Origin of the sequence: Pseudomonas sp. WS 5411 (assembly GCF_012985595.1) — a bacterium.
Lineage (GTDB): Bacteria > Pseudomonadota > Gammaproteobacteria > Pseudomonadales > Pseudomonadaceae > Aquipseudomonas > Aquipseudomonas shahriarae.
Window position 1 is genome coordinate 402,523 of sequence record NZ_JAARMC010000002.1, and the last position, 25,172, is coordinate 427,694.

At 61.6% G+C, this 25,172-nt stretch carries 23 protein-coding genes and 1 tRNA gene; 15 read left to right on the forward strand and 9 right to left on the reverse strand.

Translation table 11 applies throughout. The annotated features are described in order from the left end of the window. Positions 1-18: 18 nt before the first annotated feature. Positions 19-1,326, forward strand: coding sequence for a S41 family peptidase (locus HBR93_RS05605; protein WP_057958036.1), 1,308 nt, complete (start codon positions 19-21; stop codon positions 1,324-1,326). Between the two features lies 1 nt (position 1,327). Next, positions 1,328-2,101: a divergent polysaccharide deacetylase family protein gene (locus HBR93_RS05610; RefSeq protein ID WP_169959947.1), complete on the forward strand. Its 774-nt coding sequence runs from the start codon at positions 1,328-1,330 to the stop codon at positions 2,099-2,101. A gap of 3 nt (positions 2,102-2,104) precedes the next feature. Here HBR93_RS05610 and HBR93_RS05615 read toward each other — a convergent pair whose 3' ends face one another. From HBR93_RS05615 to HBR93_RS05645, 7 genes are all read right to left on the reverse strand, one after another. Continuing rightward, positions 2,105-2,860: an ABC transporter substrate-binding protein gene (locus HBR93_RS05615; protein WP_169959948.1), complete on the reverse strand. Its 756-nt coding sequence runs from the start codon at positions 2,858-2,860 to the stop codon at positions 2,105-2,107. Between the two features lie 66 nt (positions 2,861-2,926). Then, positions 2,927-3,697: an imidazole glycerol phosphate synthase subunit HisF gene (gene hisF, locus HBR93_RS05620; protein ID WP_003171107.1), complete on the reverse strand. Its 771-nt coding sequence runs from the start codon at positions 3,695-3,697 to the stop codon at positions 2,927-2,929. Positions 3,698-3,706: 9 nt separating this feature from the next. Further along, complete coding sequence (gene hisA / locus HBR93_RS05625) at positions 3,707-4,444, reverse strand: 1-(5-phosphoribosyl)-5-[(5-phosphoribosylamino)methylideneamino]imidazole-4-carboxamide isomerase (RefSeq protein WP_038445290.1); 738 nt, start codon at positions 4,442-4,444, stop codon at positions 3,707-3,709. A gap of 39 nt (positions 4,445-4,483) precedes the next feature. Next, the gene (locus HBR93_RS05630; protein ID WP_169959949.1) at positions 4,484-4,741 is read right to left on the reverse strand and encodes a DUF2164 domain-containing protein; all 258 of its coding nucleotides are present in this window, start codon (positions 4,739-4,741) and stop codon (positions 4,484-4,486) included. Continuing rightward, positions 4,741-5,379 carry an imidazole glycerol phosphate synthase subunit HisH gene (gene hisH, locus HBR93_RS05635; protein WP_057437127.1) on the reverse strand — a complete coding sequence of 213 codons (639 nt, stop codon included), beginning with the start codon at positions 5,377-5,379 and terminating at the stop codon, positions 4,741-4,743. The genes HBR93_RS05630 and hisH overlap by 1 nt, the downstream gene beginning before the upstream one ends. After that, positions 5,379-5,972: an imidazoleglycerol-phosphate dehydratase HisB gene (hisB, locus tag HBR93_RS05640; protein ID WP_003218037.1), complete on the reverse strand. Its 594-nt coding sequence runs from the start codon at positions 5,970-5,972 to the stop codon at positions 5,379-5,381. Before hisB ends, hisH begins: the two co-directional genes overlap by 1 nt. Positions 5,973-6,226: 254 nt before the next feature. Beyond that, positions 6,227-7,888, reverse strand: a complete 1,662-nt coding sequence (locus HBR93_RS05645; RefSeq protein WP_057958034.1) for an OFA family MFS transporter — start codon at positions 7,886-7,888, stop codon at positions 6,227-6,229. A 296-nt stretch (positions 7,889-8,184) separates the two neighbouring features. Between HBR93_RS05645 and HBR93_RS05650 the strand changes: the two genes are divergently transcribed. The 6 genes from HBR93_RS05650 (at position 8,185) to HBR93_RS05675 (ending at position 15,170) form a co-directional block, all read left to right on the forward strand. Then, positions 8,185-10,404, forward strand: a complete 2,220-nt coding sequence (locus HBR93_RS05650; protein ID WP_169959950.1) for an AsmA family protein — start codon at positions 8,185-8,187, stop codon at positions 10,402-10,404. After that, positions 10,401-11,468, forward strand: a complete 1,068-nt coding sequence (gene mutY, locus HBR93_RS05655; protein WP_057958032.1) for an A/G-specific adenine glycosylase — start codon at positions 10,401-10,403, stop codon at positions 11,466-11,468. Before HBR93_RS05650 ends, mutY begins: the two co-directional genes overlap by 4 nt. Next, positions 11,465-11,737 carry an oxidative damage protection protein gene (locus HBR93_RS05660; protein ID WP_038445278.1) on the forward strand — a complete coding sequence of 91 codons (273 nt, stop codon included), beginning with the start codon at positions 11,465-11,467 and terminating at the stop codon, positions 11,735-11,737. Before mutY ends, HBR93_RS05660 begins: the two co-directional genes overlap by 4 nt. Before the next feature lie 103 nt (positions 11,738-11,840). Further along, positions 11,841-11,916, forward strand: a tRNA-Phe gene (locus tag HBR93_RS05665). Between the two features lie 207 nt (positions 11,917-12,123). Then, positions 12,124-12,792, forward strand: coding sequence for a hypothetical protein (locus tag HBR93_RS05670; protein ID WP_057437122.1), 669 nt, complete (start codon positions 12,124-12,126; stop codon positions 12,790-12,792). A gap of 302 nt (positions 12,793-13,094) precedes the next feature. Then, positions 13,095-15,170: a TonB-dependent siderophore receptor gene (locus tag HBR93_RS05675; RefSeq protein WP_057437686.1), complete on the forward strand. Its 2,076-nt coding sequence runs from the start codon at positions 13,095-13,097 to the stop codon at positions 15,168-15,170. A gap of 29 nt (positions 15,171-15,199) precedes the next feature. Here HBR93_RS05675 and HBR93_RS05680 read toward each other — a convergent pair whose 3' ends face one another. After that, on the reverse strand, positions 15,200-16,840 hold the full coding sequence (locus HBR93_RS05680; RefSeq protein WP_169959951.1) for a glycosyltransferase family 39 protein: 1,641 nt from the start codon (positions 16,838-16,840) through the stop codon (positions 15,200-15,202). 321 nt (positions 16,841-17,161) lie between these two features. Here HBR93_RS05680 and HBR93_RS05685 point away from each other — a divergent pair, with 321 nt between their 5' ends. Both HBR93_RS05685 and HBR93_RS05690 read left to right on the forward strand, forming a co-directional pair. Next, positions 17,162-18,070 (forward strand): alpha/beta fold hydrolase, encoded by a 909-nt coding sequence (locus HBR93_RS05685; protein WP_057958029.1) that lies wholly within the window; start codon positions 17,162-17,164, stop codon positions 18,068-18,070. Between the two features lie 70 nt (positions 18,071-18,140). Next, entirely contained in the window at positions 18,141-18,554 is a 414-nt protein-coding gene (locus tag HBR93_RS05690) for a hypothetical protein (RefSeq protein WP_057437118.1), read from the forward strand. A 255-nt stretch (positions 18,555-18,809) separates the two neighbouring features. Here HBR93_RS05690 and gabP read toward each other — a convergent pair whose 3' ends face one another. Beyond that, positions 18,810-20,201 (reverse strand): GABA permease, encoded by a 1,392-nt coding sequence (gene gabP, locus HBR93_RS05695; RefSeq protein ID WP_057437117.1) that lies wholly within the window; start codon positions 20,199-20,201, stop codon positions 18,810-18,812. Positions 20,202-20,754: 553 nt separating this feature from the next. Here gabP and HBR93_RS05700 point away from each other — a divergent pair. The 5 genes from HBR93_RS05700 (at position 20,755) to HBR93_RS05720 (ending at position 24,996) form a co-directional block, all read left to right on the forward strand. Continuing rightward, a complete protein-coding gene (locus HBR93_RS05700) occupies positions 20,755-21,528 on the forward strand; it encodes an ABC transporter ATP-binding protein (protein ID WP_128593020.1) in 774 nt (257 codons plus the stop codon). A 13-nt stretch (positions 21,529-21,541) separates the two neighbouring features. Then, the gene (locus HBR93_RS05705; protein ID WP_057437113.1) at positions 21,542-22,294 is read left to right on the forward strand and encodes an ABC transporter substrate-binding protein; all 753 of its coding nucleotides are present in this window, start codon (positions 21,542-21,544) and stop codon (positions 22,292-22,294) included. A 74-nt stretch (positions 22,295-22,368) separates the two neighbouring features. Next, a complete protein-coding gene (locus HBR93_RS05710; protein ID WP_057437111.1) occupies positions 22,369-23,064 on the forward strand; it encodes an ABC transporter permease in 696 nt (231 codons plus the stop codon). 38 nt (positions 23,065-23,102) lie between these two features. After that, positions 23,103-23,792 (forward strand): ABC transporter permease, encoded by a 690-nt coding sequence (locus tag HBR93_RS05715; RefSeq protein ID WP_029295855.1) that lies wholly within the window; start codon positions 23,103-23,105, stop codon positions 23,790-23,792. Beyond that, on the forward strand, positions 23,773-24,996 hold the full coding sequence (locus HBR93_RS05720; protein ID WP_169959952.1) for a methyltransferase: 1,224 nt from the start codon (positions 23,773-23,775) through the stop codon (positions 24,994-24,996). Before HBR93_RS05715 ends, HBR93_RS05720 begins: the two co-directional genes overlap by 20 nt. The last annotated feature ends 176 nt before the right edge of the window (positions 24,997-25,172 follow it).

Genomic DNA, 25,172 nt, shown 5'->3' on the forward strand with positions numbered 1-25,172 from the left:
ATTAGGAGTTCGTTCGACATGCTGCATTTGTCCCGCCTCACTTCGCTGGCCCTGACGATCGCCCTGGTGATCGGCGCGCCTATGGCATTCGCCGACCAGACCGCACCGTCTGCCATGGCCGCGACCACCAAGGCACCGCTGCCGCTGGACGAATTGCGCACCTTTGCCGAGGTCATGGACCGGATCAAGGCCGCCTATGTCGAACCCGTGGACGACAAGACCCTGCTGGAAAACGCCATCAAAGGCATGCTCAGCAACCTCGACCCGCACTCTGCCTACCTGGGCCCGGAAGATTTCGCCGAGCTGCAGGAAAGCACCAGCGGCGAATTCGGCGGCCTGGGCATCGAAGTCGGCGCCGAGGACGGCATCATCAAGGTGGTGTCGCCAATCGACGACACCCCGGCGTCCAAGGCCGGCATCCAGGCCGGCGACCTGATCGTCAAGATCAACGGCCAGCCGACCCGTGGCCAGACCATGACCGAAGCCGTCGACAAGATGCGCGGCAAGGTCGGCCAGAAAATCACCCTGACCCTGGTGCGCGACGGCGGCAGCCCGTTTGACGTGACCCTGACCCGAGCCACCATCGTGGTCAAGAGCGTGAAGAGCCAGTTGCTGGAGTCGGGCTACGGCTATATCCGCATCACCCAGTTCCAGGTCAAGACCGGCGACGAAGTGGCCAAGGCCCTGGCCAAGCTGCGCAAGGACAACGGCAAGAAGCTCAACGGCATCGTCCTGGACCTGCGCAACAACCCCGGCGGCGTGCTGCAATCAGCGGTGGAAGTGGTCGACCACTTCATCACCAAAGGCTTGATCGTGTACACCAAGGGCCGCATTGCCAACTCCGAGCTGCGCTTCTCGGCCACCGGCAAGGACCTCAGCGAAAACGTACCGCTGGCGGTGCTGATCAACGGCGGCAGCGCCTCGGCCTCGGAAATCGTCGCCGGCGCCCTGCAAGACCAGAAACGCGGCGTACTGATGGGCACCACCAGCTTCGGCAAGGGCTCGGTGCAAACTGTGTTGCCGCTGAACAACGAGCGGGCGCTGAAGATCACCACGGCGTTGTACTACACGCCTAATGGTCGCTCGATCCAGGCCCAGGGCATCGTGCCGGATATCGAGGTGCGTCGGGCCAAGATCACCAACGAAAGCGACAACGAGTACTTCAAGGAAGCCGACCTGCAAGGTCACCTGGGCAATGGCAACGGCGGCGCCGACCAGCCAACCGGCAGCGGCCCGAAAGCCAAGCCGATGCCACAGGACGACGATTACCAACTGGCCCAGGCGCTGAGCCTGCTCAAGGGCTTGAGCATTACGCGCAGCCGTTGATATGCGTTTTGCGCTAATCCTTTCAATGTTGTGCAGCCTGGCCGGAGTCGCCCTAGCGACGCCGGCCGACAAGCCCCACAAAGCCTACCTCACGCTTATCATCGACGACCTTGGGCAAAACCTGCCCAGGGATCGTCGTGTGCTGGCCCTGCCCGGCCCGGTGACGGCTGCAATCATGCCCGACACGCCCCACGCCGCTGAAGTCGCCCGCGAGGCCCACCGCGCCGGCAAGATCGTGATTCTGCACATGCCCATGGACCCGGCCACCGGCCCCTTCGCCTGGCACCCCGAGCTGCCCATCGAAGAACTGGGCAAGCGCCTGGATGCGGCGTTCAAGGCCGTACCCTACACCGCCGGCATCAACAACCACATGGGCAGCCGCATGACCGCCGAGCCTGGCGCCATGGCGTGGTTGATGGGCGAGCTGCAGCGTCGGCACAAGTTTTTCGTCGACAGCCGTACCAGCGCCAAGACCGTGGCGGCCGCCGAGGCTCAGAAAATCAACCTGGCCCACGTCTCACGGGATGTATTTCTGGATGACGAACGGACCGAAGCGGCCATCGCCACGCAGTTGCAGACGGCTATCAAGCTGGCCCACAAACAGGGCTCGGCGGTGATGATCGGCCATCCTTATCCACAGACCCTGGCGGTGCTGGAACGCGAGCTGCCCAAGCTCAAGGCCCAGGGTATCGAGTGGATTGATATCAAGCTGATGATCAGTGTGCGCAGCAATCGGGCGATGGCTGGGCACGGCAAGGATGGGGTTTACCGCTGAAACCTACAGATAGCGCGCCATGATCTGATCCACCACACCCTCCTTGCGTAGCTGGTCCAGCGCCGCCTGCAGCTTGGCCACCACCTCATCCTGCACCTCCTTGTTCAGCGCCAGGTACAACTGGGCGCTATTGAACCGCAGCACCGTCTTGAGCCCGGAAACCCCCACCTGACGCGCCAGATAGCGCCCGGCCGGGTCGCCGGTGGCCCAGAGGTCAATCTGCCCCTCCATCAGCTTTTGCGCATTGTCCTGGTCGCGCAGCACGATGATCGGCTTGAGCCCGCGCTTTTCCAGGGTCTGAGCAATGGCATCGCCTTTGTAGGCACCAATCTTGTAGCTACGGGCATGCTCAAGGTCGGTCAGCTGGATCTTGCTGTCAGCCTTGGCCAGCAGCACCCAGTCATCCGGGCCGATGGGGCCGACCCACTTGAACAGCGCTTCGCGGTCCGGCAGGCGCGCCATGACAAACACGCCGTAGCCTGGCTTTTCCAGGGCGAGTTTATAGATCCGCTCCCAAGGGAAGCGCAGCGTGAGGTTGTAGGAAATGCCAGCCTGCTTGAAAGTCTCGCGGACAATGTCCACCGCAATGCCTTCGATGTTCTCGTCCTTGGCGAAGTTCTTGCCGTTTTTCGCCATGTTGTAGGGCGGAAAGTTCTCCGTCAGCAGCACCAGAGAAGTGCCAGACGGCTCAGCGGCATTGGCCGAGCCCGCCAACAGAATGGAAGAACTGGCGAGGGCAAGCAGCAGGTCTTTGAGCATGTAGGGGTACCGGAATCCATGGCAGGCCCCAGAGTGCCGCGAGCCTGCCATGGTGTCCAGTGACGTTTAGCGGACGACGATTCCGCGTGCTGCCATGTAGGCCTTTGCCTCAGGCACGGTGTATTCGCCAAAGTGGAAAATACTCGCCGCCAGCACCGCGCTGGCGTGGCCTTCGATAACGCCGTCGGCCAGGTGTTGCAGGTTGCCCACACCACCGGACGCAATCACTGGAATGCCCAGTGCGTCACTGATGGCGCGGGTCACGCCCAGGTCAAAGCCGTTTTTCATGCCGTCCTGATCCATGCTGGTCAGCAGGATTTCACCGGCGCCCAGGCCTTCCATCTTCATCGCCCACTCCACCGCATCCAGGCCGGTCGGCTTGCGCCCGCCGTGGGTGAAGATCTCCCAGCGCGGGGTTTCACCCGGGCCGGAGACTTTCTTGGCGTCGATGGCGACGACGATGCATTGCGAACCGAAGTGCTGCGCCGCTTCGCCGACAAACTCCGGGTTGAACACCGCGGCCGTGTTGATCGAGACCTTGTCCGCACCCGCGTTAAGCAGGTTACGAATATCCTGCACGGTGCGTACGCCACCGCCCACGGTCAGCGGGATAAACACCTGGCTGGCCATGCGCTCGACGGTATGCAGCGTGGTATCGCGGCCGTCAACGCTGGCGGTGATGTCGAGAAAGGTAATCTCGTCGGCACCCTGCTCATCGTAGCGACGGGCGATTTCCACCGGGTCGCCGGCGTCACGGATGTTCTCGAACTTGACGCCCTTGACCACCCGACCGTTGTCGACGTCCAGGCAAGGGATGATGCGTTTGGCCAGCGCCATGGTCAGTCCTCAGCCTTTGTAGGCATCGCAGTAAGCCTGGGCTTCGGCGACGTCCAGGGTGCCTTCGTAGATCGCCCGGCCGGTGATGGCGCCGATGATCCCCGGCGCCTTGGCGTCCAGCAGCGACTTGATATCGCCCAGGTTGTGGATACCGCCGGAAGCGATCACCGGGATTTTGGTGGCGGCGGCCAGCGCAGCGGTAAACGGTACGTTGCAGCCCTGCATCATGCCGTCTTTGGCGATGTCGGTATAAACGATGGCGGACACACCGTCGGCCTCGAACTGCTTGGCCAGGTCGATCACCTGCACGGTGCTGATTTGCGCCCAGCCGTCTGTAGCGACGAAACCATCCTTGGCGTCCAGGCCCACGATGACCTTGCCCGGAAACGCGCGGCAGGCTTCGGCGACGAAGGCCGGGTCTTTCACCGCCTTGGTGCCGATGATCACGTAGCTCACGCCTGCCTTGACGTAGTGCTCGATGGTTTCCAGGGAGCGGATACCGCCACCGATCTGGATCGGCAGGTTCGGGTAGCGCTTGGCGATGGCCGTCACTACTTCGCCATTGACCGGTTGGCCTTCAAAGGCGCCGTTCAAGTCCACCAGATGCAGGCGACGGCAGCCACCCTCCACCCACTTGGCAGCCATGCTCACCGGGTCATCGGAAAACACCGTGGAATCTTCCATGCGGCCCTGGCGCAGACGTACACAAGCGCCGTCCTTGAGATCGATAGCGGGAATAATCAGCATCTGGCAAACCTTATTCGATATTCAGCATTGCTCGGAAAATCAGGTTTTTTCGAGCGCCCACAAGTCGCTTTCGATGCTTTCGAACCTTTCTTTAAGGTGCGTCTGCACATCGAAAATCGCCCTGTTGTAATAGTGCGGAGCAATTTCAGTGGTGAACAGCTCGAGGATCTCAGCCACCTCGAACGACCCGAGACGGAGCTCGAAGCGATCTTCCATGAAACGCTTGATCTTGTCGGTCGCCTCACTCTCCTGCTGGGGAGTGAGATTGAGGATCGGTGGCTTGATCTTCTTGGCCATTACCAGCGCCCGTCCCAACTGGCGAAGTTCTGCAACAGTTGCAGGCCATGGGTATGGCTTTTCTCCGGGTGGAACTGCACGGCAAAGCGCGAACCTTCGGCCAGCGCTGCGGCAAAATCGACGCCGTAGTGCCCGCCACCCACCACCTGGCGCGGGTTACCGGCGGCGATGTAGTAGCTGTGGACGAAGTAGAAACGCGCCATGTCCGGGATGTCATGCCACAGCGGGTGGTCGACGGTGCGGCGCACTTCGTTCCAGCCCATGTGCGGGACCTTCAGATGCTCGCCGTCTTCGTGCAGATCCTTGCCGAAAAACTTCACCGCGCCTGGGAACAGACCGATGCAGTCGACGCCGCCGTTCTCTTCACTGCGGTCGAGCAAGGCTTGCATGCCCACGCAGATCCCGAGGAACGGCCGGTCCTGGCTGACTTCGCGCACCAGGCTGTCAAAGCCCAGGCGGCGGATTTCGGCCATGCAGTCGCGAATCGCGCCCACACCGGGGAACACCACACGGTCGGCTTCGCGGATCACCTGCGCATCGCTGGTGATCAGCACCTTGCCGGCACCGACGTGCTCGAGGGCCTTGGCCACCGAATGCAGGTTACCCATGCCGTAGTCGATAACCGCGACCGTCTGCATTACAGAACGCCCTTGGTCGACGGCATTTGCCCGGCCATGCGGTCATCAAGCTCCACGGCCATGCGCAGGGCGCGGCCGAAAGCCTTGAACACGGTTTCGATCTGGTGGTGGGTGTTGGTGCCACGCAGGTTGTCGATGTGCAGGCTGACCAGAGCGTGGTTGACGAAGCCCTGGAAGAATTCCTGGAACAGGTCCACGTCAAAGCCACCCACCGTGGCGCGGGTGTAAGGCACGTGCATCTGCAGGCCTGGGCGGCCCGAGAAGTCGATGACCACACGCGACAGCGCCTCGTCCAGCGGGACATAGGCATGGCCGTAACGGCGGATGCCCTTTTTGTCGCCGATGGCCTTGGCAAACGCCTGGCCGAGGGTGATACCGACATCCTCCACGGTGTGGTGGTCGTCGATATGCAGGTCACCCTTGCTGACGATATCCAGGTCGATCAGCCCATGACGGGCGATTTGATCCAGCATGTGCTCAAGAAAAGGAACACCGATATCAAATCGGGCCTTTCCGGTGCCATCCAGGTTGATCGAGGCTTTGATCTGGGTTTCCAGAGTGTCGCGCTCGACGGACGCCTTACGTTCGGCCATCACCAGCTCCGCAAAATCATTGGGCGAAAAAGGTGGCCATTATAGGGGCTGCGGGCGCTAAACAGAAACATCGAAGGGGATAAGACTGACGGCCTGTCGGGCATAGACATGTCAGTACAAGTGCGGGAGCTGGCGTGTGTGGGAGCTGGCTTGCCTGCGATGCAGACGCCTGCGCACTACAGATACACCAAGCGGGTTCTATCGCGGGCAAGCCCGGCTCCCACAGGAACCGGGCCCACACGGGTTATGCGGTGTTAGTGGAACAGCACTGCAGTCTTCTGCAAGGTCACCCACACGCCCCACGCCAGCGGAATACCCACCACCAGCCACGCAGCAATTGCCAATGGCACGGTGCCGGAAGCGGCTTTCCACTCCAGGGAAGTGCTGGCATCAGCACCCTTGTCATGGCCCAGCGCCTGTTCGGCGGCCAGTTCGGCGTCGGTCATGAAGTACTTGTCGGCCACCGGACGCACCAGCAGGTTGCAGATAAAGCCCAGCACCAACAGGCCGGCGAGGATGTACAAGGTGATGTCATAAGCCGCAGCACGCTCCACGCCAATGCTCAGCTGATACTCACGCAGGTAGTTGACCAGCACCGGGCCCAGCACGCCGGCCGCCGCCCAGGCAGTCAGCAGGCGACCGTGGATCGCACCGACCATTTGCGTACCGAACAGGTCCGCCAGGTAGGCCGGCACGGTCGCGAAGCCGCCGCCGTACATCGACAGGATGATGCAGAACGCCGCCACGAACAGCGAGACGTTGCCCAAGTGGCCGAGGTTCGGGATCAGCGCATACAGGGCAAAGCCCAGGGCGAAGAACACGAAGTAGGTGTTTTTACGGCCCAGGTAGTCAGAGAACGACGCCCAGAAGAACCGCCCACCAATGTTGAACAGGCTCAACAACCCGGTGAAACCGGCAGCGATGGCTGCGATGGAGGCCAGTTGCCCGGCATCCAGTTGGCCAAATGGCACATCCACACCCAGCAACTTGCCACCAAACACTTCCTGCAACAGCGGCGACGCCATGCCGAGAATGCCGATACCGGCCGATACGTTCAGGCACAGCACCAGCCACACCAGGCGAAATTGCGGGGTTTTCCAGGCCACGTTCACGTGCACGTGGCGATGGGTAATCATCGCGTTGCTGGCTTTTTTCGCCGGCGCGGTCCAGCCCTCAGGCTTCCAGCCGGTCGGCGGGACGCGGTAGGACAAGGCGCCGCCGATCATGAACACGAAGTAGATCGCGGCCATCACCAAGAAGCTCTGCCATACGCCCACGCCAGTCGGCGAAGCGAAGTGGCCCATCAGTGCCGCTGCCAGGGGGGCGCCGACCATCGCACCACCACCAAAGCCCATGATCGCCATGCCGGTGGCCATGCCGCGCTTGTCCGGGAACCACTTGATCAGGGTCGAGACCGGCGAGATATAGCCCAGGCCCAGGCCGATACCGCCGATGACCCCGGAGCCGAGCCACATCAGCCAGATCTGGTGGGTATAGATCCCCAGCGCCGAGATCAGCAGGCCACCACACCAGCACAGCGCCGAGACCACACCGGCCTTGCGCGGCCCGGCGTGTTCCAGCCAGCCGCCCCAGATCGCTGCCGAGCAGCCCAGGAAGATGAAGAACAGGGTGTAGATCCAGCCCAGCATGGAGATCGGCCAGTCGCAGGACGACGAGAAGATCTGCGCGATAAAGCTCATGTCCGGCGCGCACGCGACCGGTGCGGTGACGCCCAGCGCCTTGGACAGTGGCAGCCAGAACACCGAAAAGCCGTAGGCCATGCCGATGCACAAGTGGATAGCCAGGGCGGCCGGCGGAACCAGCCAGCGGTTAAACCCTGGCTTGGCGATGATGCGTTCCTTGGACAGGAACGCAGGCTGCGCAGCAGGAATGCCGGCCGCAGTGCTAGTGTTCATTGGTGTTTCCCCCAGTTGTTGGTCTGTGTTCGCCAGGCGCTCTCCTCCTCGGCCTTTGCACGCAATGCGTGGCCGTTTTGTCGAGTGAAGCTCCCTGTAAGCGCGACGTTTCGTCGCAGAAGGCGGGCGAACGCGCAAAGATTAGCATTTGGCGCCGCGAGAAAAACCAAACTGACACTACCTTTTTCGGCTCATCTGTTTTGTTTGACACTATGTAACGATGCGTAAACAGCCGCAGGTCCAGCGGCGTTATACTCTGCGGCTAAATTTTGAAATCGACATACAAGGACTCGCCCATGAAAGCGTTCGGCAAAATCCTGGGTCTGGTACTTCTCGGGCTGTTGCTGATCATTGTGGCTCTGGGCTTTGCCCTGACCCACCTCTTCGATCCCAACGACTACAAAGACGAGATTCGCCAGATTGCCCGCGACAAGGCCCACATCGAGCTGACGCTCAATGGCGATATCGGCTGGAGCCTGTTCCCCTGGCTGGGCCTGGAACTGCATGAAGCCAGCGTGGCCACCCTGAGCAATCCTGCCCAGCCGTTTGCCGACCTGCAGATGCTCGGCCTGTCGGTACGGGTGCTGCCGCTGCTGCGTCGTGAAGTGCAGATGAGCGATGTGCGCGTCGAGGGCCTGAACCTGCGCCTCAACCGCGACAAGCAAGGCCACGGCAACTGGGAAGATATCGGTAAGGCACCGCCCGTTGCAGCCACCGGCACCGCCGAGGCACCCGTGACGACTGCGCCAACCACGGCGCCAGCGCCGGACAAACCGGCTCAGCCGATCCGCCTGGATATCGACAGCCTGACGGTCAACAACGCCCGCATCGAGTACAACGACGAGCAGACCGGCAAGCAATTCAGCGCCGAGAGCATTCAGTTGAGCACCGGTGCCGTGCATGAAGGCGCGAGCATCCCGGTCAAACTCACTGCCTTCTTCGGCAGCAACCAGCCAGTGATGCGGGTCAAGAGCGAACTCAGCGGCGAGCTGCGTTTTGATCGCGCCCTCAAGCGCTATCAGTTCGAAGACATGAAAGTCGCAGGCGAAGCCACCGGCGAGCCGCTGCAAGGCAAGACCGTGACCTTTGCCACCCAGGGCCAGTTGCTGGTGGACCTGTCGGCGAACATTGCCGAGTGGACCAGCCTCAAGCTGTCGCTCAACCAACTGCGGGCACTGGGCGAAGTAAAGGTCAACGACCTGGATAAAACCCCACAGATCAGCGGCGCCCTGTCGATTGCCCAGTTTGACCTGGCCAAGTTCCTCGACAGCGTCGGCCAGCCCCTGCCGGCCATGGCCCCAGGGAGCCTGAGCAAAGTCGAGCTGGTCAGCCGCCTGCAAGGCACGCCGTCGAGCATGGCCCTGGAAGACCTCAACTTGAAAGTCGACGGCAGCACCTTTACCGGGCGCCTGGCGGTGGAGGACTTTGCCAAGCAATCCCTGCGCGCGCAGCTCAAGGGCGACACGTTCAATGCCGACCATTACCTGCCCGCCAAGTCCGAAGCCGCCAACAGCGCCGCCGTCGCACGCCAGGCCGAAGTGCAAAGCAGCGAAGCCGGGGCCATGGCCGCCGGTGGCACCACACCGTTGCCGGACGCGCCGACCAAAGGCGCCTGGAGCACCGACAAACTGCTGCCCCTGGCCCGCCTGCGCAGCCTGGACGTGATTGCCGACCTGTCCTTCGGCCAACTGACCCTGAGCCAGTTGCCCATCGAGAATGCAGCCCTCAAGGCCTCCGGCCAGGGTGGCCAGTTCAAGCTCGACACCTTGAGCGGTGGCCTCTATAACGGCACGTTCCAGGCCAACGGCAGCCTCGATGCACGGGAAGATGTGCCGGTGCTGGCGTTGCAGACCAAAATCAAGCAAGTACCGGTCGAGCGCATCCTGCAAGCCCAGGGGCAAACCCCGCCGGTCAAGGGCCAGATCACCCTCGACAGCAACCTGAACGGGCGTGGCAACAGCCAGAAAGCGCTGATCGACAGCCTCAACGGCACCGCCAGCTTCGTCATCAACAATGGTGTGCTGCTCAATGCCAACCTTGAGCAACAGCTGTGCACGGGTATTGCCCTGCTCAACCGCAAGACCTTGACCACCACACCGCGCAGCAAGGACACACCGTTCCAGGAACTCAAGGGCAACCTGACTTTCCGTAACGGCGTGGCGAGCAACCCGGACCTGAAAGTGCGCATCCCCGGCCTGACCGTCAACGGCAATGGCGACGTGGACCTGCGTGTACTGGGCATGGACTACCGCGTAGGCATCATCGTCGAGGGCGACAAGCGCGACATGCCGGACCCGGCCTGCCAGGTCGGCTCGAACTTCCAGGGTATCGAAGTGCCGCTGCGCTGCCGTGGCCCGCTGGAACTGGGCGCCAAAGCCTGCCGCCTGGACAAGGACGGCCTGGGCCAGGTGGCCGCCAAGATGGCGGGCAACAAGCTCAGCGAGAAACTTGAAGAGAAGCTCGACAAGGTCAACCCCAAGCTCAAAGACGCCCTCAAAGGTTTGTTCAACCGATGAGAAACGAGCAATTTTCAGCGGCCGTGCTCGACTGGTACGACCGCCACGGTCGCCATGACTTGCCCTGGCAACAGGGCATCACCCCGTATCGGGTGTGGGTCTCGGAAATCATGCTGCAACAGACCCAGGTCAGCACCGTGCTCAATTACTTCGACCGCTTCATGGCTTCGCTGCCAACGGTCGAGGCCCTGGCGGCCGCGCCGGAAGATGAAGTACTGCACCTGTGGACCGGGCTGGGCTACTACACCCGGGCGCGCAACCTGCAGAAGACTGCCAAGATCGTGGTGGCCGAATACGGCGGCGAGTTTCCCCGCGATGTAGAGAAACTCACCGAACTGCCGGGCATCGGCCTGTCCACCGCCGGTGCCATCGCCAGCCTGAGCATGGGCCTGCGCGCACCGATCCTCGACGGTAACGTCAAGCGCGTGCTGGCACGTTTTACTGCCCAGGAGGGCTATCCGGGCGAGCCCAAGGTGGCCAAGCAGCTGTGGGCCACTGCCGAGCGCTTTACCCCCCACGACCGCGTCAATGCCTACACCCAGGCCATGATGGACATGGGCGCCACCCTCTGCACCCGCAGCAAGCCCAGTTGCCTGCTGTGCCCCCTGGAAAAGGGCTGCGAGGCGCACATGCTGGGCCTGGAAACCCGCTACCCGATCCCCAAGCCGCGCAAGACCATCCCGCAAAAGCGCACGCTGATGCCAATGCTGGCCAACCAGGAGGGCGCGATCCTGCTTTACCGTCGCCCCTCTACGGGCCTGTGGGGCGGGCTGTGGAGCTTGCCGGAGCTGGACGACCTGAACGACCTGGAACACCTGGCCAACCAGCACTCACTGGCGCTGGGCAAGCATCAGGCGCTACCTGGGCTGGTCCACACCTTCAGCCACTTCCAGCTGGCTATCGAACCCTGGCTGGTGCAGGTCGAGGAATCGGCCCATCACGTGGCCGAGGCCGACTGGCTCTGGTATAACCTCGCCACCCCGCCGCGCCTGGGCCTTGCCGCCCCGGTGAAAAAACTGCTGAAGCGCGCGGCCGACGTATTGAACGCAGGAGTTTCGTCATGACCCGCACCATCATCTGCCGCAAGTATCACGAAGAACTGCCAGCCCTGGAGCGTGCCCCATTCCCGGGCGCCAAGGGCCAGGACATTTTCGACCACGTCTCCGCCAAGGCCTGGGCCGACTGGCAGAAGCACCAGACCCTGCTGATCAACGAAAAACGCCTGAACATGATGAACGCCGAAGACCGCAAATATCTGCAGGGCGAGATGGACAAGTACTTTTCCGGCGAGGATTACGCCAAGGCCGACGGCTACGTGCCGCCTGCTCAATAATTGAGCAAAAACCGGGGTTGGCACGTAAGCGACGGTAATAATTAAATATTTTTTGAAAACTTGCTTGACGACCCCCTGAAAAACCCGTTTAATGCGCCCCGTTGCCCAGATAGCTCAGTCGGTAGAGCAGGGGATTGAAAATCCCCGTGTCGGCGGTTCGATTCCGTCTCTGGGCACCACTTATTAGTTTCAGGTGGTGCAAAAATCATCTGAAACACCCAAGAAACCCGCCTAGTGCGGGTTTTTTGTTGCCTGCGATTTAGTATCGCCAGCGCCCCTCTGGTTACTTTCAGGTTAACGCCAAGCCTTGCTGGCACCTGATGTGTTATTTATTTCCCTGCTCAACCGTCTAGCCTTAATCCAATCTTCAGCAAGGTAGTTATTTCATGACCCGGTACTTGTTATGCACGCTGTTAATGCTGACAGCGCTGCTCAGCGGATGCGCTACTACGATGGACGTCGCGATCAACGCAACCCCTGACCCGGATTATCACTTTGACCGACAAGCGACGGTGCTGGTGACGTCGGTCGGCGGCAATGCCGAGAACGCGCTCAATGCCCGCTACTACCTGCGCGATATGGTCAGCGCCATGAAGGACCAGGGGTTTCGCGAGGTGTATACCGACGTGTCCCTGCCCAAGAACCGCACGCCGAAAATCACGATCACCCTCGACATCGACAGTCACCAGGTGACCTACCGCTATACCGCCACCGAGTATGGGCAGGTGCCCACCAGCACCTCCACCGTGTGCAAGAACAGCAAGAAAAAAAGCGATCAGATGATCTGCACCAGCACGCCGAACACCACCTATGGCCCGGTAGGCAGCTCGGAGCGCACCGGCTACACCACCCTCACCACCTTCACCGCCACGGCCCGGGATGAAGCGAGCAAACGCGCGGTGTACCTGCTGCGGGTAACGTCCTACAACGAGGACTGCCAGGCCGCCAAGGTCGAAGCCTTCCTGGTGCAGCAGGGCCTGCAGAACCTGAACTTCCAGGATCGCGTGCAGCGCAACTACACCGTCACGATGCCCGAGGGGTATCGCTGCAAATAGTTCGTCGCCCCCTTCCAGGTAGTTCAGGACGAATGTCACTTCGCAGTCCTGCCTGACTGCCAGCCTTGATTGCCCCTCACCGCTCAGGGCGACCCCACTCGGTCGCCCGCATCAAACACCCCCGCCAAAAAGCCAGGCTCGACTGAAGCCCATGGTTGCTAATAGCAATTATTATCATTTAAGCTGGCGCGCAAAATCCCCCCTGCCCCACTAACAATAATCAAGGAGCTGCGATGCCCTCTGCACGCGAGTCAGGTTCATGGTTGAAGGCGTTTGGCCTTGCCCCCTTCGGATTCGCTTCGATGCTTGTCCCGGTCGCAGACGCGGCCGAGAAAACAGGCCAGCTCGAACTGCCCAGCCAAAGTATTACGGCAACTGCCTCAGAAGAAACGGCCGACGGCCCGGTCAAAGGCTACGTAGCCAAGCGCAGTACAACAGGGGCCAAGACCGACACCCCCATCACCGAGATCCCCCAATCGATTTCCGTCATCAGCGCCGACCGCATGCGCGATCAGGGCGCGCTGACCGTGCAAGACGCACTGCGTTACGTTTCCGGGGTGCGGGCCGAGACCTTCGGGCTCGATAGCCGCGGAGACTGGTCGAAAGTGCGAGGCAGCTCGCCGGCCCTGTTCCTTGATGGTTTACAGCAGAGCTTCGGCACTTACACCAACGTGCGCACCGACCCCTTCACCCTGGAACGCCTTGAAGTGCTCAAGGGTCCTGCGTCGATGCTGTATGGGCAAAGCCCGGTGGGCGGCCTGATCAACCAGGTCAGCAAACGCCCCAAAGCCGAACAGCACACCGAACTGCAACTGCAATACGGCAATTACAACCGCAAGCAGGTCGCCGTCGACACCACCGGCGCTCTGAACCCGCAAGGCACGCTGCTGTACCGGCTGGTGGCGATCCAGCGCGACAGCGACACCCAGGTTGATCATGTCAAAGACAACCGCCAGGTGCTGATGCCATCGCTGACCTGGCGCCCCAACGAAGATATCGACTGGACCGTCATGGCCAACATCCAGCGCGATGACAGCGGCTCCACCACGCAGTTCTTCCCACACAAAGGTACCGTCTGGAATGCGCCATATGGCCGAATCCACAGCAACCGGTTCGCCAGCGAGCCAGGGTTCGACGAATACGACAGTGACCAGACAGCCCTGACGTCGCAATTCTCGTGGCACCTGAACGACACATGGACGCTGCGCCAGAACCTGCGCTGGCAGAAAAGCAAAGTCAGCTACCAGTCGATTTATGCGAAATTCGCAAGAAACCCACCGTTTAACGCCGATAACCAGACCCTCGACCGTGTCTATTACGTCTCCAAGCCAGAGGTCAAAGTCTGGGTTGCCGACCAAAACGCCGAGGCCCGATTTGACACCGGCCCGCTACAGCACACGCTGCTGCTGGGGGGCGACTACCAGCATGCGGTCTCCAACCGGGAAGGTGCCAGCGGTAACGCAACACCACTGAACGTGTACGAACCGGTGTATGGCACCTTTGATCCCTCGGTCATTCGCCTCACCGCAGACCCGGAACAACGGGTCATGCAACAAGGGCTGTATGCCCAGGACCAGATCAAATACGAACAGTGGCTGCTGACCCTCGGCCTGCGCAAGGATTGGGCCGCCAGCCAAACCCAAGGCAGCGCCCGGCAAAAGGACGACAAGGTGACCGGCCGCGCAGGCCTGACCTACCTGTTCGACAACGGCATAGCGCCCTACTTGAGCTACAGCGAATCATTCCAGCCCCAAATCGGCCTCAACCGGCGAACGCTGGAGCCCTACGTACCGCTCAAGGGCAAACAGTGGGAGCTGGGGGTGAAATATCAGCCGGTTGGCAGCAACAGTCTCTACACCGCAGCGGTGTATGACATTCGCGAGCAGAACCGCCGCATGCCCGACCCCCTGGATGCGATGAACACCCTGCAAAGTGGTGAAACCCGCGCCCGTGGCCTGGAGCTCGAAGCGCTGGTGACGGTCACGCCCGACTGGGACCTGATTGGCACCTACAGCTACACCGACACCACCGTCATCAAGGGCGCGCCCGCCGAGCAAGGCAAACGCCTGTCCAGCGTTCCAGAGAACATGGCCTCGGTATGGAGCCAACATCGGTTCAGCATCGGCGACATTTCCGGGTTCAGTGTCGGTGCCGGTATTCGCTATGTGGGAACCAGCTGGGATGGCGCCGACCGCCTGAAAACGCCGTCTTCTACCCTGGTGGATGCGATGCTCGGGTACCGCTACCAGAACTGGAACCTGACGCTCAACGCGACCAACCTTGAAGACAAGACCTACTACACCACATGCCTGGCGCGAGGCGACTGCTTTATCGGCAACCGTCGTACGCTCGTCGGTACGCTGGCCTACAACTTTTGATTGAGTTGTAAATCCACGGCTGCGGCTGATCATGGCACCCGGAACACCAGCAACGGGTTGTCATTAAGCCGCCCATTGAAAGCCGGTACCAGATGCTGCAGCGGCGTGCCCTGCAGCAGTTCGGTTTCCTTGCGCGCGACAATCACCCAGGACGAGCGCGGCAGTGCGTTCAGGCGCGCAAGGTCATCGCGCCCGATAAACAGCGGCTGCTCGTCATGATCCAGGTTCATGATGTAGCGAATGGCCCAGGTGTCCTTGCCAAGATTGAGAAACACCAGCGGCCCGGGGTGCTCGGCCCGCAGGGTTTCCACCGCACCCACAAAGTTTTTGGTGTCGAATTGCAGATCCTTGGCCGGCTCCACGACCGTCACCAGCACCAGCCATTGGGTGGCCAGCGCGATCAGGCTGAGCACCACCAGTCGCGCCCCCACACGGCTGCGCCAGCGACGCCAGGCCACCACCGCCGCCAACTGCAGGGCGATCAGCAGCGCAATCAACCCCGGCACTGAAACATCAGGCCAGTAATCGTGTTTGCTCCACAACTGCCGGCAGACCAAGACCACGACAACCCCCAGCAGCGGCAGGATCGCCACCAGCCACGCATAACCCCGACGCACCCCAAGCAACCAACCCCGGGCCTGAAGCAGCCCATAAGCCGCCACCGCGGCAAACATCGGGACCATCGGCAGGATGTAGTAGGCACGCTTGAAGTTCGGCACCGACAACCCCAGCAGGATCATCAGGCCACAGCCGCCCAGGCGCAGCATCAGCCGCACATCGGCATCATCATTGCGCGCCGACCAGGTGTGGCGCAGGGCAATCAACGTCGCCAGCGCCAGCGGGATCACCGGGAAATAGCGATACAGGCTCAGCTTGAAGTAGAAGTAGAACGGCTCGCCGCTTTCATCCAGGCGACCGGCCACCTGCATCTTCATCACCTCGTCGGCAAAAGCATCACCCCCGCTGATCCGCGCCAGCTTCAGCAACCCCCACCAACAGGCAAGGAGCAGGACCAGGCCGATCACGCCGTGGGCAAGCACCTTTTTCAGCAAGCCAATCTTCTCTTCCCGCGTGCGGGCAGGCCCCAGCGCCCAGTACACGCAAGCAACCCCACAGACCTCGATCAAGCCCAAAGGGCCACGCATGGCAAACGCCGCCACGAACAAGGGAAAGATTGCGTATTGACGCAGCCGCGAGCCCAGGCGCTCGCCGGTGTGCAGCAAGTAGAAACAGCCCAGGCACAGCAGGGAGACCATCTGATCCAGGCAGACTGAGCGCGACTTCTCCAGCCATTGCGCGGTCAATGCCGTCAGCACTACCGTCAGCAACGCCCAGGTCCGGCCGCAGGGCACCAGCAAGCGGTAGACCAGGGCCACGACCCCGGCCGACGCCAGAGCGGTGGGCAACACGTTAGCCAGGTCGTTAGGCGCACCGAACAGCCGGGCAAAGAGCAGGCTGAAATAGGTCGCCGTGCCCGGATAATCCGGGTAAGGCTCACCGTAGGTGGTGGGGAAGAGGCTTGCGCCGTGGCGAAACATCTCCTGCATAAACACCGCCCAACGCCCGTCAAACCCTTGCGGCGACTGATCCCAGATGCCCAGGGTAAATAACAACAAGGCCACCAGGAAAACACCCAGGGCCTCCACACGAAAACGGTTGCGGTGTTCCATGGTTTAACCTGCCAGGGCGGGGGAGATGCTGGCGTATATTGCCGGCAGCACGGCTGAATCACGCCTGAACCGAATGCAACATTTACCTGTACACACCTGTGGCGAGCGGGCTTGCCCGCGCTGGGCTGCAGGGCTGTCCCATTTTTGGGGCCAGTGCGCGACCCAACGCGGGCAAGCCCGCTCGCCACAACCGCCTTTTTTACGGGATTGGCTGGCAGGTATTGCGCGCCTTTGGCTGGCGATTTTGTTAGTGTCAGCCTCCAATAAAAACTGCGCACGGGTCGTCAACCCCCATCGAAAGCGCATGGATCGAGGCCAGTGATGAACCTGCCCAGCCGCCCTCACCCCGAGACATTCCGCGAGCCCGCCGCCGACCACTACCCCATTGGCGGCTTCACCTGGCGCCATATCCGCAGCGATATCGAACGCCCAGTGGTGATCATCAACGCCGCCACCTCAGTGCGCTGCCGCCACTATTCGCGCTTTGCCGAGTACCTGTTTGCCAAGGGTTTCGATGTCATCACCTACGACTATCGCGGCATCGGCGAGTCGCGCAGTGGCTCGTTGCGTGGGTTCAAAGCCTCGTGGTCAGACTGGGGCCGGCTGGATTTCGAGGCCATCCTGCGACGGGCGCAACGCGAGTTTGCCGGGCAGCCCATTGATGTAGTCGGCCACAGCTTTGGCGGCTGCGCGGCCGGTCTCGGGGCCTCCGGCGCCGCGATCAGGCGCCTGGTAACGGTGGGCGCGCAGTTCGCCTACTGGCGTGACTATCAAGCGAGCGGGCGCTGGCGGATGTTTGCCAAGTGGCACCTGGTGATGCCGCTGGTGACTGCCGTGTGCGGGTATTTCCCGGGCAAGCGCCTGGGCTGGCTGGAAGACACGCCCGCCGGCGTGGTGCGCGACTGGAGCACACCCACCCCCACCTACGAGACACGCCCCAGCGGGCGGGCCTTGGACGAGTTGCCCTTTGCCCGGGTGCAGGCACAGATCCTGGCGATCAGCATCAGCGACGACCCGTTTGGCACCGTGCCCGCCATTGAGCGTCTGCTAAATTACTTCCAGGCCAGCGAGCGCACGCACCTGCGTATCGCGCCGGGGGATATTGGCGAAGAGGTCGTCGGGCATTTCGCGTTTTTCCGCAGTGAATATCAGGATCGGTTGTGGCCGATTGCACTGGCGTGGCTGCAGCACGGCCAACTGGCGCCCGACACACCGGGCACCCGGCTGTAGAAACCCTTGGGATTTCGCCAGACCTGCGCTTCAATACGCCACCCAGATCCTGAACCAAGGACGTGAGCCCATGGCTTCGCCAGACAAGCAGCAAAAACGTGCCCAACGGGCAAAAGCCAAGGCCAAGCAGAACCGCACCCAGCGCGCCAATGCGCCGAAGCCGGATGCGTTTGCCGGTGACGACGACCGCATTGACCTTGAGTCGGTGGACTTGACCGAACTGTTCGTGGAAATGCGCGCGGCCGGCGAGACCAGCCAGCAGGCGCTGTGTGCGGCATTCCTGGCGCACCCGTTGCTGGCGCTGGTGCTAGAGCAGGAGGGCGAAGAAAACGCCACGGACTTTATCCTGGCGGCGCTGATCGAGTATCGGCAGTGGTCCACCGACAGCGATGATGAAGCGGCGGCGTTGGCCTGGATTGAATCGCCACAGTTCCAGGCGGACTACGTGGCGGCATCCCAGGCGCTGACCAGCGCGCAGGATTGATACAAAACCAATGTGGGAGCCGGGCAAGCCCTAATGCCGATCAGTTAAGCGAACGCAATGCTCAAAGCAGCGAAGATCAAATGTGGGAGCGGGCTTGTCGGATCGCCGCATCGCCGCGAAGACGTCGGCCCAGCCAACATTGATGTTGACTGACCCACCGCTTTCGCGAGCAAGCCCGCTCCCACAGGGGATCTGCGCTTAACTGCCCGGCTCCCACAGTGCTTTGTGGTGCCAGGCAGCAAGCATTTCAACTCGTCAGTTGAGCACCGCAGCCCCCAACTTCTGGGCCCGGCGCCGACTTGCCACCAGCAACCCCGCCAATACCACCAGCAGGCTCAACACACCGGTCGCAATAATCTCCACCCGGTGCGCTTCCTGGAACAGCATGATGGTCAACGCGCCGACGATAAACACGATCACCGCATAGGTCAGGCCCGGAAACAGCCACATCTTGAAGGCAATCTTCTCGCCCGCCGCGGTCCGTTTCTGACGCATGCGCAGTTGCGACACGGCAATCACCAGGTACACCAGCAGCGCAATCGCGCCGGAGCTGGCCAGCAGGAATTCAAACACCGCCGCCGGGGCCACGTAGTTGGCGAATACCGCGAGGAACGCCGCGCCGGTAGACAGCATCACCGCCCAGTAAGGCGTGCCGCTCTTGTTGGTGCGTTTGGCCACTGCCGGCGCATCACCACGCCGGCCCAGGGAAAACAGCATGCGCGACGCGGTGTACAGCGCCGAGTTCAAGCAGCTGGTTACCGCGACCAATACCACCAGGTCGACGATCAGCTTGGCATTCGGGATGCCCATGCGTTCCAGCACAGTCTGGTAGGAACCAACGGCTGCCAGGGTCGGATCGTTCCATGGCACCAGGGCCACGACGATGAAGATCGACACCAGGTAGAACAAGCCGATCCGCCAGATCACCGAGTTGGTGGCCTTGGTGATCTGCTGGCCAGGGTTCTTCGACTCTGCGGCCGCGATGGTCACGATCTCGGTGCCCATGAACGAGAACATGGTGGTCAGAATCGCCGCCAGCACCGCGCCCATGCCGTTGGGCAAAAAGCCTTGGGTGTCGAACAGGTGCGAGACGCCGCTGACCTGGCTGCCCGGCAGCAAGCCAAAGATCGCCAGTACGCCGAGGATCACAAAACCGATGATCGCCACCACTTTGATCAGGGCAAACCAGAACTCGAACTCGCCGTAGTTCTTCACGCTGAACAGGTTGGTCGCGGTCAGCAGCAGGGTGATGACCAGGGTGAAGGCCCAGATCGCCACATCGGGGAACCAGGCATGCAGGATGGTTGCGGCGGCGTTGGCTTCCAGGGGAATCACCAGCACCCAGAACCACCAGTACAGCCAGCCGATGGTAAAGCCGGCCCAATGGCCGATGGCCCGGTCGGCGTAGGTGGAAAATGAACCGGTGTCTGGCGAAGCAACGGCCATCTCGGCCAGCATGCGCATCACCAGCACCACCAACGTACCGGCTGCGGCATAGGCCAGCAGCACGGCAGGCCCGGCTGCCGCAATCGCGTGGCCGGAGCCGACAAACAAACCGGCGCCGATCACACCGGCAATCGACAACATGGTGACATGCCGCGGTTTGAGCCCCTGTTCGAGGTCATTGGAGCTTTGCGTACTACTCATTGACACACCTTTGCGAGGAATTGCGTATTCGGTCCACCCGGTTTGCTGCGTCTTCGTGAAAAGAAACAAACGGGGCGTTCTTTATTTTTTACGCAAGATTTGCGCCAAAATGTTACAAAGCCAAGGTTGACGCGGCCTGTAGGACAATCCATCAGCGCTCGCAAGCCATTGAGATTACTGGCAATCCGCCACAGCGTTACCGCTCGACTCACTTCAAGAACGAATGAGTGCACCAAAAACACACACAAAAAGTCAGTGACGCCCAATTAAAGGGCTGATAGGCACCGTTTACCCGTTTAACCCTTCCAACACCCGGCCAAAGCTGGCACCATCGCGCCCTTTTTTACGCGACTGCCACGGGTTTATCGGTTAAAACGGCTGTTCGGTTGTTGATGGCGCGACACGCTACTGTGCCGATGCGACAACCTGTCACACACTGCCTGTTTAACGCCCGTGGCGCTGTTGGCTGTCATCCGAACGCTATGCTAGCTTGGCGCCACGCCAGGAAGGCGACCCAACAGCAGGAACGCAATGAACACAATGAGGACCGCACATGGCTTTGGCCGCGCCCGCGCTTGAAATCCGCAACTTGCATAAACGCTATGGTGAGCTGGAGGTGCTTAAAGGCATCTCGCTGACCGCTCGCGACGGCGATGTGATCTCGATCCTGGGTTCGTCCGGTTCCGGCAAGTCCACATTCCTGCGCTGCATCAACCTGCTGGAAAACCCGCACCAGGGCCAGATCCTGGTGGCCGGCGAAGAGCTCAAGCTCAAGGCCGCGAAAAACGGCGAGCTGGTGGCCGCCGACGGCAAGCAGATCAATCGCCTGCGCAGCGAAATCGGTTTTGTCTTCCAGAATTTCAACCTCTGGCCGCACATGAGCATCCTCGACAACATCATCGAGGCCCCACGCCGCGTGCTCGGCCAGAGCAAGGCCGAAGCCATCGAAGTGGCCGAAGCGCTGCTGGCCAAGGTGGGCATTGGCGACAAACGCCACGCCTACCCGGCGCAATTGTCTGGCGGCCAGCAACAACGCGCGGCCATCGCCCGCACCCTGGCGATGCAACCTAAAGTCATTCTGTTCGATGAGCCCACTTCGGCACTTGACCCGGAAATGGTTCAGGAAGTACTTAATGTGATCCGCGCGCTGGCCGAAGAAGGCCGCACCATGCTGCTGGTCACCCACGAAATGGGCTTTGCCCGCCAAGTGTCCAGCGAAGTGGTGTTCCTCCACCAGGGGCTGGTCGAAGAGCAAGGATCGCCACAGCAGGTGTTTGACAACCCGCTTTCGGCGCGCTGCAAACAATTCATGTCCAGCAACCGCTAACGGAGCAACATGCATGCAGAACTATAAAAAATTCCTCCTGGCCGCCGCCGTTTCCATGGCGTTCAGCGCCACGGCCATGGCCGAGACTTTGAAAATGGGGATCGAGGCGGCTTACCCGCCCTTCAACAATAAAGACGCCAGCGGCAACGTTGTCGGCTTCGACAAAGACATCGGCGACGCCCTGTGCGCCAAGATGAAAGTCGAGAAGTGCGAAGTGTATGTCTCGGACTGGGACGGCATCATCCCTGCCCTGAACGCCAAGAAGTTCGACTTCCTGGTGTCGTCGCTGTCGATCACCGACGAGCGCAAGCAGGCCGTTGATTTCACCGACCCGTACTACTCCAACAAGCTGCAATTCATCGCGGCCAAATCCATCAAAGACTTCAAGACCGACGCCGACTACCTCAAAGGCAAGATCATCGGTGCCCAGCGCGCGACATTGGCCGGTACCTACCTGGAAGACAAACTGCCAGACACCACCGCCAAGCTCTATGACACCCAAGAAAACGCCTACCTCGACCTGACGTCCGGCCGCCTGGACGGGATGCTCGCCGACAAGTACGTGCAATACGAGTGGCTCAAGAGCAAAGACGGTTCGGCCTACGAGTTCAAAGGCGATCCGGTTGTAGAAAGCGACAAGATCGGCATCGCCGTGCGCAAAGGCGACCCACTGCGCGAGCGCCTGAACAAGGCCCTGGCGGAAATCAAGGCCGACGGCACCTACAAGAAGATCAACGACAAGTACTTCCCTTTCAGCATCGAATGATCCTGATTGGCCAGTCCGGCGCGCTCGCTTGAGCGCGCCGGCTTTTCGCAAGCCTTGCGCGATATGAAAAAACCATGAATTTCGATCTCTACGGATTCGGCCCCGCACTCGCTGCCGGCGCGCTGATGACCGTCAAACTGGCACTCACGGCGTTATGCCTGGGGCTGGTGCTCGGCCTGGCCGGCGCCTTGGCCAAGACTTCCCCGTACAAGTTCCTGCAATGGCTTGGCGGCGCTTACTCGACCATTGTCCGGGGCATTCCCGAACTGCTGTGGGTCCTGCTGATTTATTTCGGCACGGTCAATATGATGCGTGCCCTCGGGGAGTTCTTCGGTAACCCCGACCTGTCGCTCAGCGCCTTCGCTGCCGGCGTGATTGCCCTGGGCCTGTGCTTTGGCGCCTACGCCACCGAAGTGTTTCGTGGCGCGATCCTGGCGATCCCCAAAGGCCATCGTGAAGCGGGCATCGCCCTGGGCCTGTCGAAGCTGCGTATTTTCACCCGGTTGATCATGCCGCAGATGTGGCGCATCGCCCTGCCGGGCCTGGGCAACCTGTTTATGATTTTGATGAAGGACACCGCGCTGGTCTCGGTGATCGGCCTGGAAGAAATCATGCGCCACGCGCAAATCGGCGTGACCGTTACCAAGCAGCCTTTCACCTTCTTCATGGTCGCGGCCTTCATGTACCTGGGCCTCACCGTCCTGGCCATGGTCGGCATGTACTTCCTGGAAAAACGCGCCGCTCGCGGCTTTGCGAGGAGCACGCAATGAACGGCGACTACAGCTGGCTGTCGCATTTCGACCTGGGCCTGAACTGGGCCGTGATCATCAAGTGGCTGCCACGACTGGCCCAGGGTGCGACCCTGACCCTGGAACTGGTGGCCATCGCGGTCATCGCCGGGCTGCTGCTGGCGATCCCCCTGGGCATCGCCCGTTCTTCGCGCCTGTGGTACGTGCGCACCCTGCCCTACTGCTACATCTTCTTCTTCCGTGGCACACCGTTGCTGGTGCAGCTGTTTTTGGTCTACTACGGCCTGGCGCAGTTCGACGCCGTGCGCGAAAGCGCCCTGTGGCCCTACCTGCGGGACCCGTTCTGGTGCGCCACCGTCACCATGACCCTGCACACCGCCGCTTACATCGCGGAGATCCTGCGCGGCGCGATCCAGGCCATCCCGCCTGGGGAAATCGAAGCGGCGCGGGCACTGGGCATGTCCAAGCCCAAGGCGCTGTTCTACATCATCCTGCCGCGCGCCGCGCGCATCGGCCTGCCGGCCTACAGCAACGAAGTGATCCTGATGCTCAAGGCCAGCGCCCTGGCCAGTACCGTGACCTTGCTGGAACTGACCGGCATGGCCCGCACCATCATTGCCCGCACCTACCTGCCGGTGGAGATCTTCTTTGCCGCCGGGATGTTCTACCTGCTGATGGCCTATGTGCTGGTGCGCGGCTTCAAGCTGCTGGAACGCTGGTTGCGGGTCGATGCCTGCCAGGGACGCTGACAGCGGGTTGACGGGTGAGCGACTGCTGGCCCGTTTTCTCGCGCTGGATGCGTTCCTCACCGAACATCAAGGGCTGTGGCGACCACGGCCCTTCACCCATCTGCAATTGCCTTGGGAAGCCCAGCATCCTGCGCTGGCCCAATGGCTGCGCCGGCGCTCCCTGGCAGAAGCCGAAAGCAGCCATAACCTGCCCACCGAACTCCAGGCCCCGGCGCCGTTTCCCCAATGGGCGCAGTTGGCCGCCCAGCTCAGTGCTGTGGATCAGTTACCGGCGGGCGCGCTGCATGCGCCGTCGTCGCGCCTGAATGTCGATGTACCGGGGCGCAAATGGCAGCAGATCGAAGCGTTTGGCAGCGCTCTGCAGTTTGCCGAGCGCCCCACCCATTGGCTCGACTGGTGCGCCGGTAAAGGCCACCTCGGCCGGCGGCTGCTGCAACCGGGGCAACACCTGACCTGCCTGGAGTACGACCCGGCGCTGATCGCCGCAGGCCAGGCCCTCAGTGACCATCATCAAATGCCCGCCCGCCACCACCCGCAAGACGTGATGGCCGAGGACGCGGTGCAACAACTGCGCGGCGAACACACCCCCGTCGCCCTGCACGCCTGTGGCGATCTGCACGTACGCCTGCTGCAATTGGCCAGCGCCGCCGGCTGCAAGCACCTGGCCGTGGCGCCCTGCTGTTACAACCGCATCAGTAGCGAGCAGTACCAGGCGCTGTCGGCCCCGGCCCGCGCCTCGGCGCTGCGCTTGTCGCGGGAGGACCTGGGCCTGCCCCTGAGCGAAACCGTCACCGCAGGCTTGCGGGTGCGCCTGCAACGCGACACCTCCATGGCCCGGCGCCTGGGTTTCGATCAGTTGCAGCGGCAACTGCGCGGGTGCGATGAATACCTGCCCACGCCTTCGTTGCCCAGCGAATGGCTGCATCGGTCCTTTGCTGACTACTGCCAGCACCTGGCGGCGCTCAAGGGGTTATCCACAGGCGAGCAGGACTGGGCCGCGCTGGAGCAGCATGGCTGGCAGCGCCTGGCGCAGGTACGAAACCTGGAGTTGGTGCGCGGTCTGTTTCGCCGCCCGCTGGAAATGTGGCTGGTCCTGGATCGGGCACTGTTTCTTCAAGAGAACGGCTACCAGGCTCAAGTAGGCCGCTTCTGCGAAACAGCGCTGACCCCGCGCAACCTGATGGTGCTCGCCGAGCGCGATTAAAGGGCAGGATGCCCTGTGGATAAGTCTGTTGATGAAACTCTGTCGAGTGCCGTAAAGACGGGCGCCACAGGCACAAATGCTGACTGGTCATTATTTGTTCACAAAATAAAACGCACGCAAAACAGGCAGTTGCAGCGTAATGAGAACATCTTCACAAAATGGCTGTTTCAACACTT

Excerpts from the sequence above, each read along its gene's own strand:
- HBR93_RS05660 (WP_038445278.1), top strand. The coding sequence starts at position 11,465 with ATGACCCGCACCATCATCTGCCGCAAGTATCACGAAGAACTGCCAGCC.
- HBR93_RS05630 (WP_169959949.1), bottom strand. The coding sequence starts at position 4,741 with ATGGCCAAGAAGATCAAGCCACCGATCCTCAATCTCACTCCCCAGCAG.
- HBR93_RS05615 (WP_169959948.1), bottom strand. The coding sequence starts at position 2,860 with ATGCTCAAAGACCTGCTGCTTGCCCTCGCCAGTTCTTCCATTCTGTTG.
- HBR93_RS05645 (WP_057958034.1), bottom strand. The coding sequence starts at position 7,888 with ATGAACACTAGCACTGCGGCCGGCATTCCTGCTGCGCAGCCTGCGTTC.
- HBR93_RS05705 (WP_057437113.1), top strand. The coding sequence starts at position 21,542 with ATGCAGAACTATAAAAAATTCCTCCTGGCCGCCGCCGTTTCCATGGCG.
- HBR93_RS05675 (WP_057437686.1), top strand. The coding sequence starts at position 13,095 with ATGCTTGTCCCGGTCGCAGACGCGGCCGAGAAAACAGGCCAGCTCGAA.
- HBR93_RS05685 (WP_057958029.1), top strand. The coding sequence starts at position 17,162 with ATGAACCTGCCCAGCCGCCCTCACCCCGAGACATTCCGCGAGCCCGCC.
- HBR93_RS05650 (WP_169959950.1), top strand. The coding sequence starts at position 8,185 with ATGAAAGCGTTCGGCAAAATCCTGGGTCTGGTACTTCTCGGGCTGTTG.
- HBR93_RS05610 (WP_169959947.1), top strand. The coding sequence starts at position 1,328 with ATGCGTTTTGCGCTAATCCTTTCAATGTTGTGCAGCCTGGCCGGAGTC.
- HBR93_RS05720 (WP_169959952.1), top strand. The coding sequence starts at position 23,773 with ATGCCTGCCAGGGACGCTGACAGCGGGTTGACGGGTGAGCGACTGCTG.
- mutY (WP_057958032.1), top strand. The coding sequence starts at position 10,401 with ATGAGAAACGAGCAATTTTCAGCGGCCGTGCTCGACTGGTACGACCGC.
- HBR93_RS05605 (WP_057958036.1), top strand. The coding sequence starts at position 19 with ATGCTGCATTTGTCCCGCCTCACTTCGCTGGCCCTGACGATCGCCCTG.
- hisH (WP_057437127.1), bottom strand. The coding sequence starts at position 5,379 with ATGCAGACGGTCGCGGTTATCGACTACGGCATGGGTAACCTGCATTCG.
- HBR93_RS05670 (WP_057437122.1), top strand. The coding sequence starts at position 12,124 with ATGACCCGGTACTTGTTATGCACGCTGTTAATGCTGACAGCGCTGCTC.
- hisB (WP_003218037.1), bottom strand. The coding sequence starts at position 5,972 with ATGGCCGAACGTAAGGCGTCCGTCGAGCGCGACACTCTGGAAACCCAG.
- hisF (WP_003171107.1), bottom strand. The coding sequence starts at position 3,697 with ATGGCGCTGGCCAAACGCATCATCCCTTGCCTGGACGTCGACAACGGT.
- HBR93_RS05710 (WP_057437111.1), top strand. The coding sequence starts at position 22,369 with ATGAATTTCGATCTCTACGGATTCGGCCCCGCACTCGCTGCCGGCGCG.
- HBR93_RS05690 (WP_057437118.1), top strand. The coding sequence starts at position 18,141 with ATGGCTTCGCCAGACAAGCAGCAAAAACGTGCCCAACGGGCAAAAGCC.
- gabP (WP_057437117.1), bottom strand. The coding sequence starts at position 20,201 with ATGAGTAGTACGCAAAGCTCCAATGACCTCGAACAGGGGCTCAAACCG.
- HBR93_RS05700 (WP_128593020.1), top strand. The coding sequence starts at position 20,755 with ATGGCTTTGGCCGCGCCCGCGCTTGAAATCCGCAACTTGCATAAACGC.
- hisA (WP_038445290.1), bottom strand. The coding sequence starts at position 4,444 with ATGCTGATTATTCCCGCTATCGATCTCAAGGACGGCGCTTGTGTACGT.
- HBR93_RS05680 (WP_169959951.1), bottom strand. The coding sequence starts at position 16,840 with ATGGAACACCGCAACCGTTTTCGTGTGGAGGCCCTGGGTGTTTTCCTG.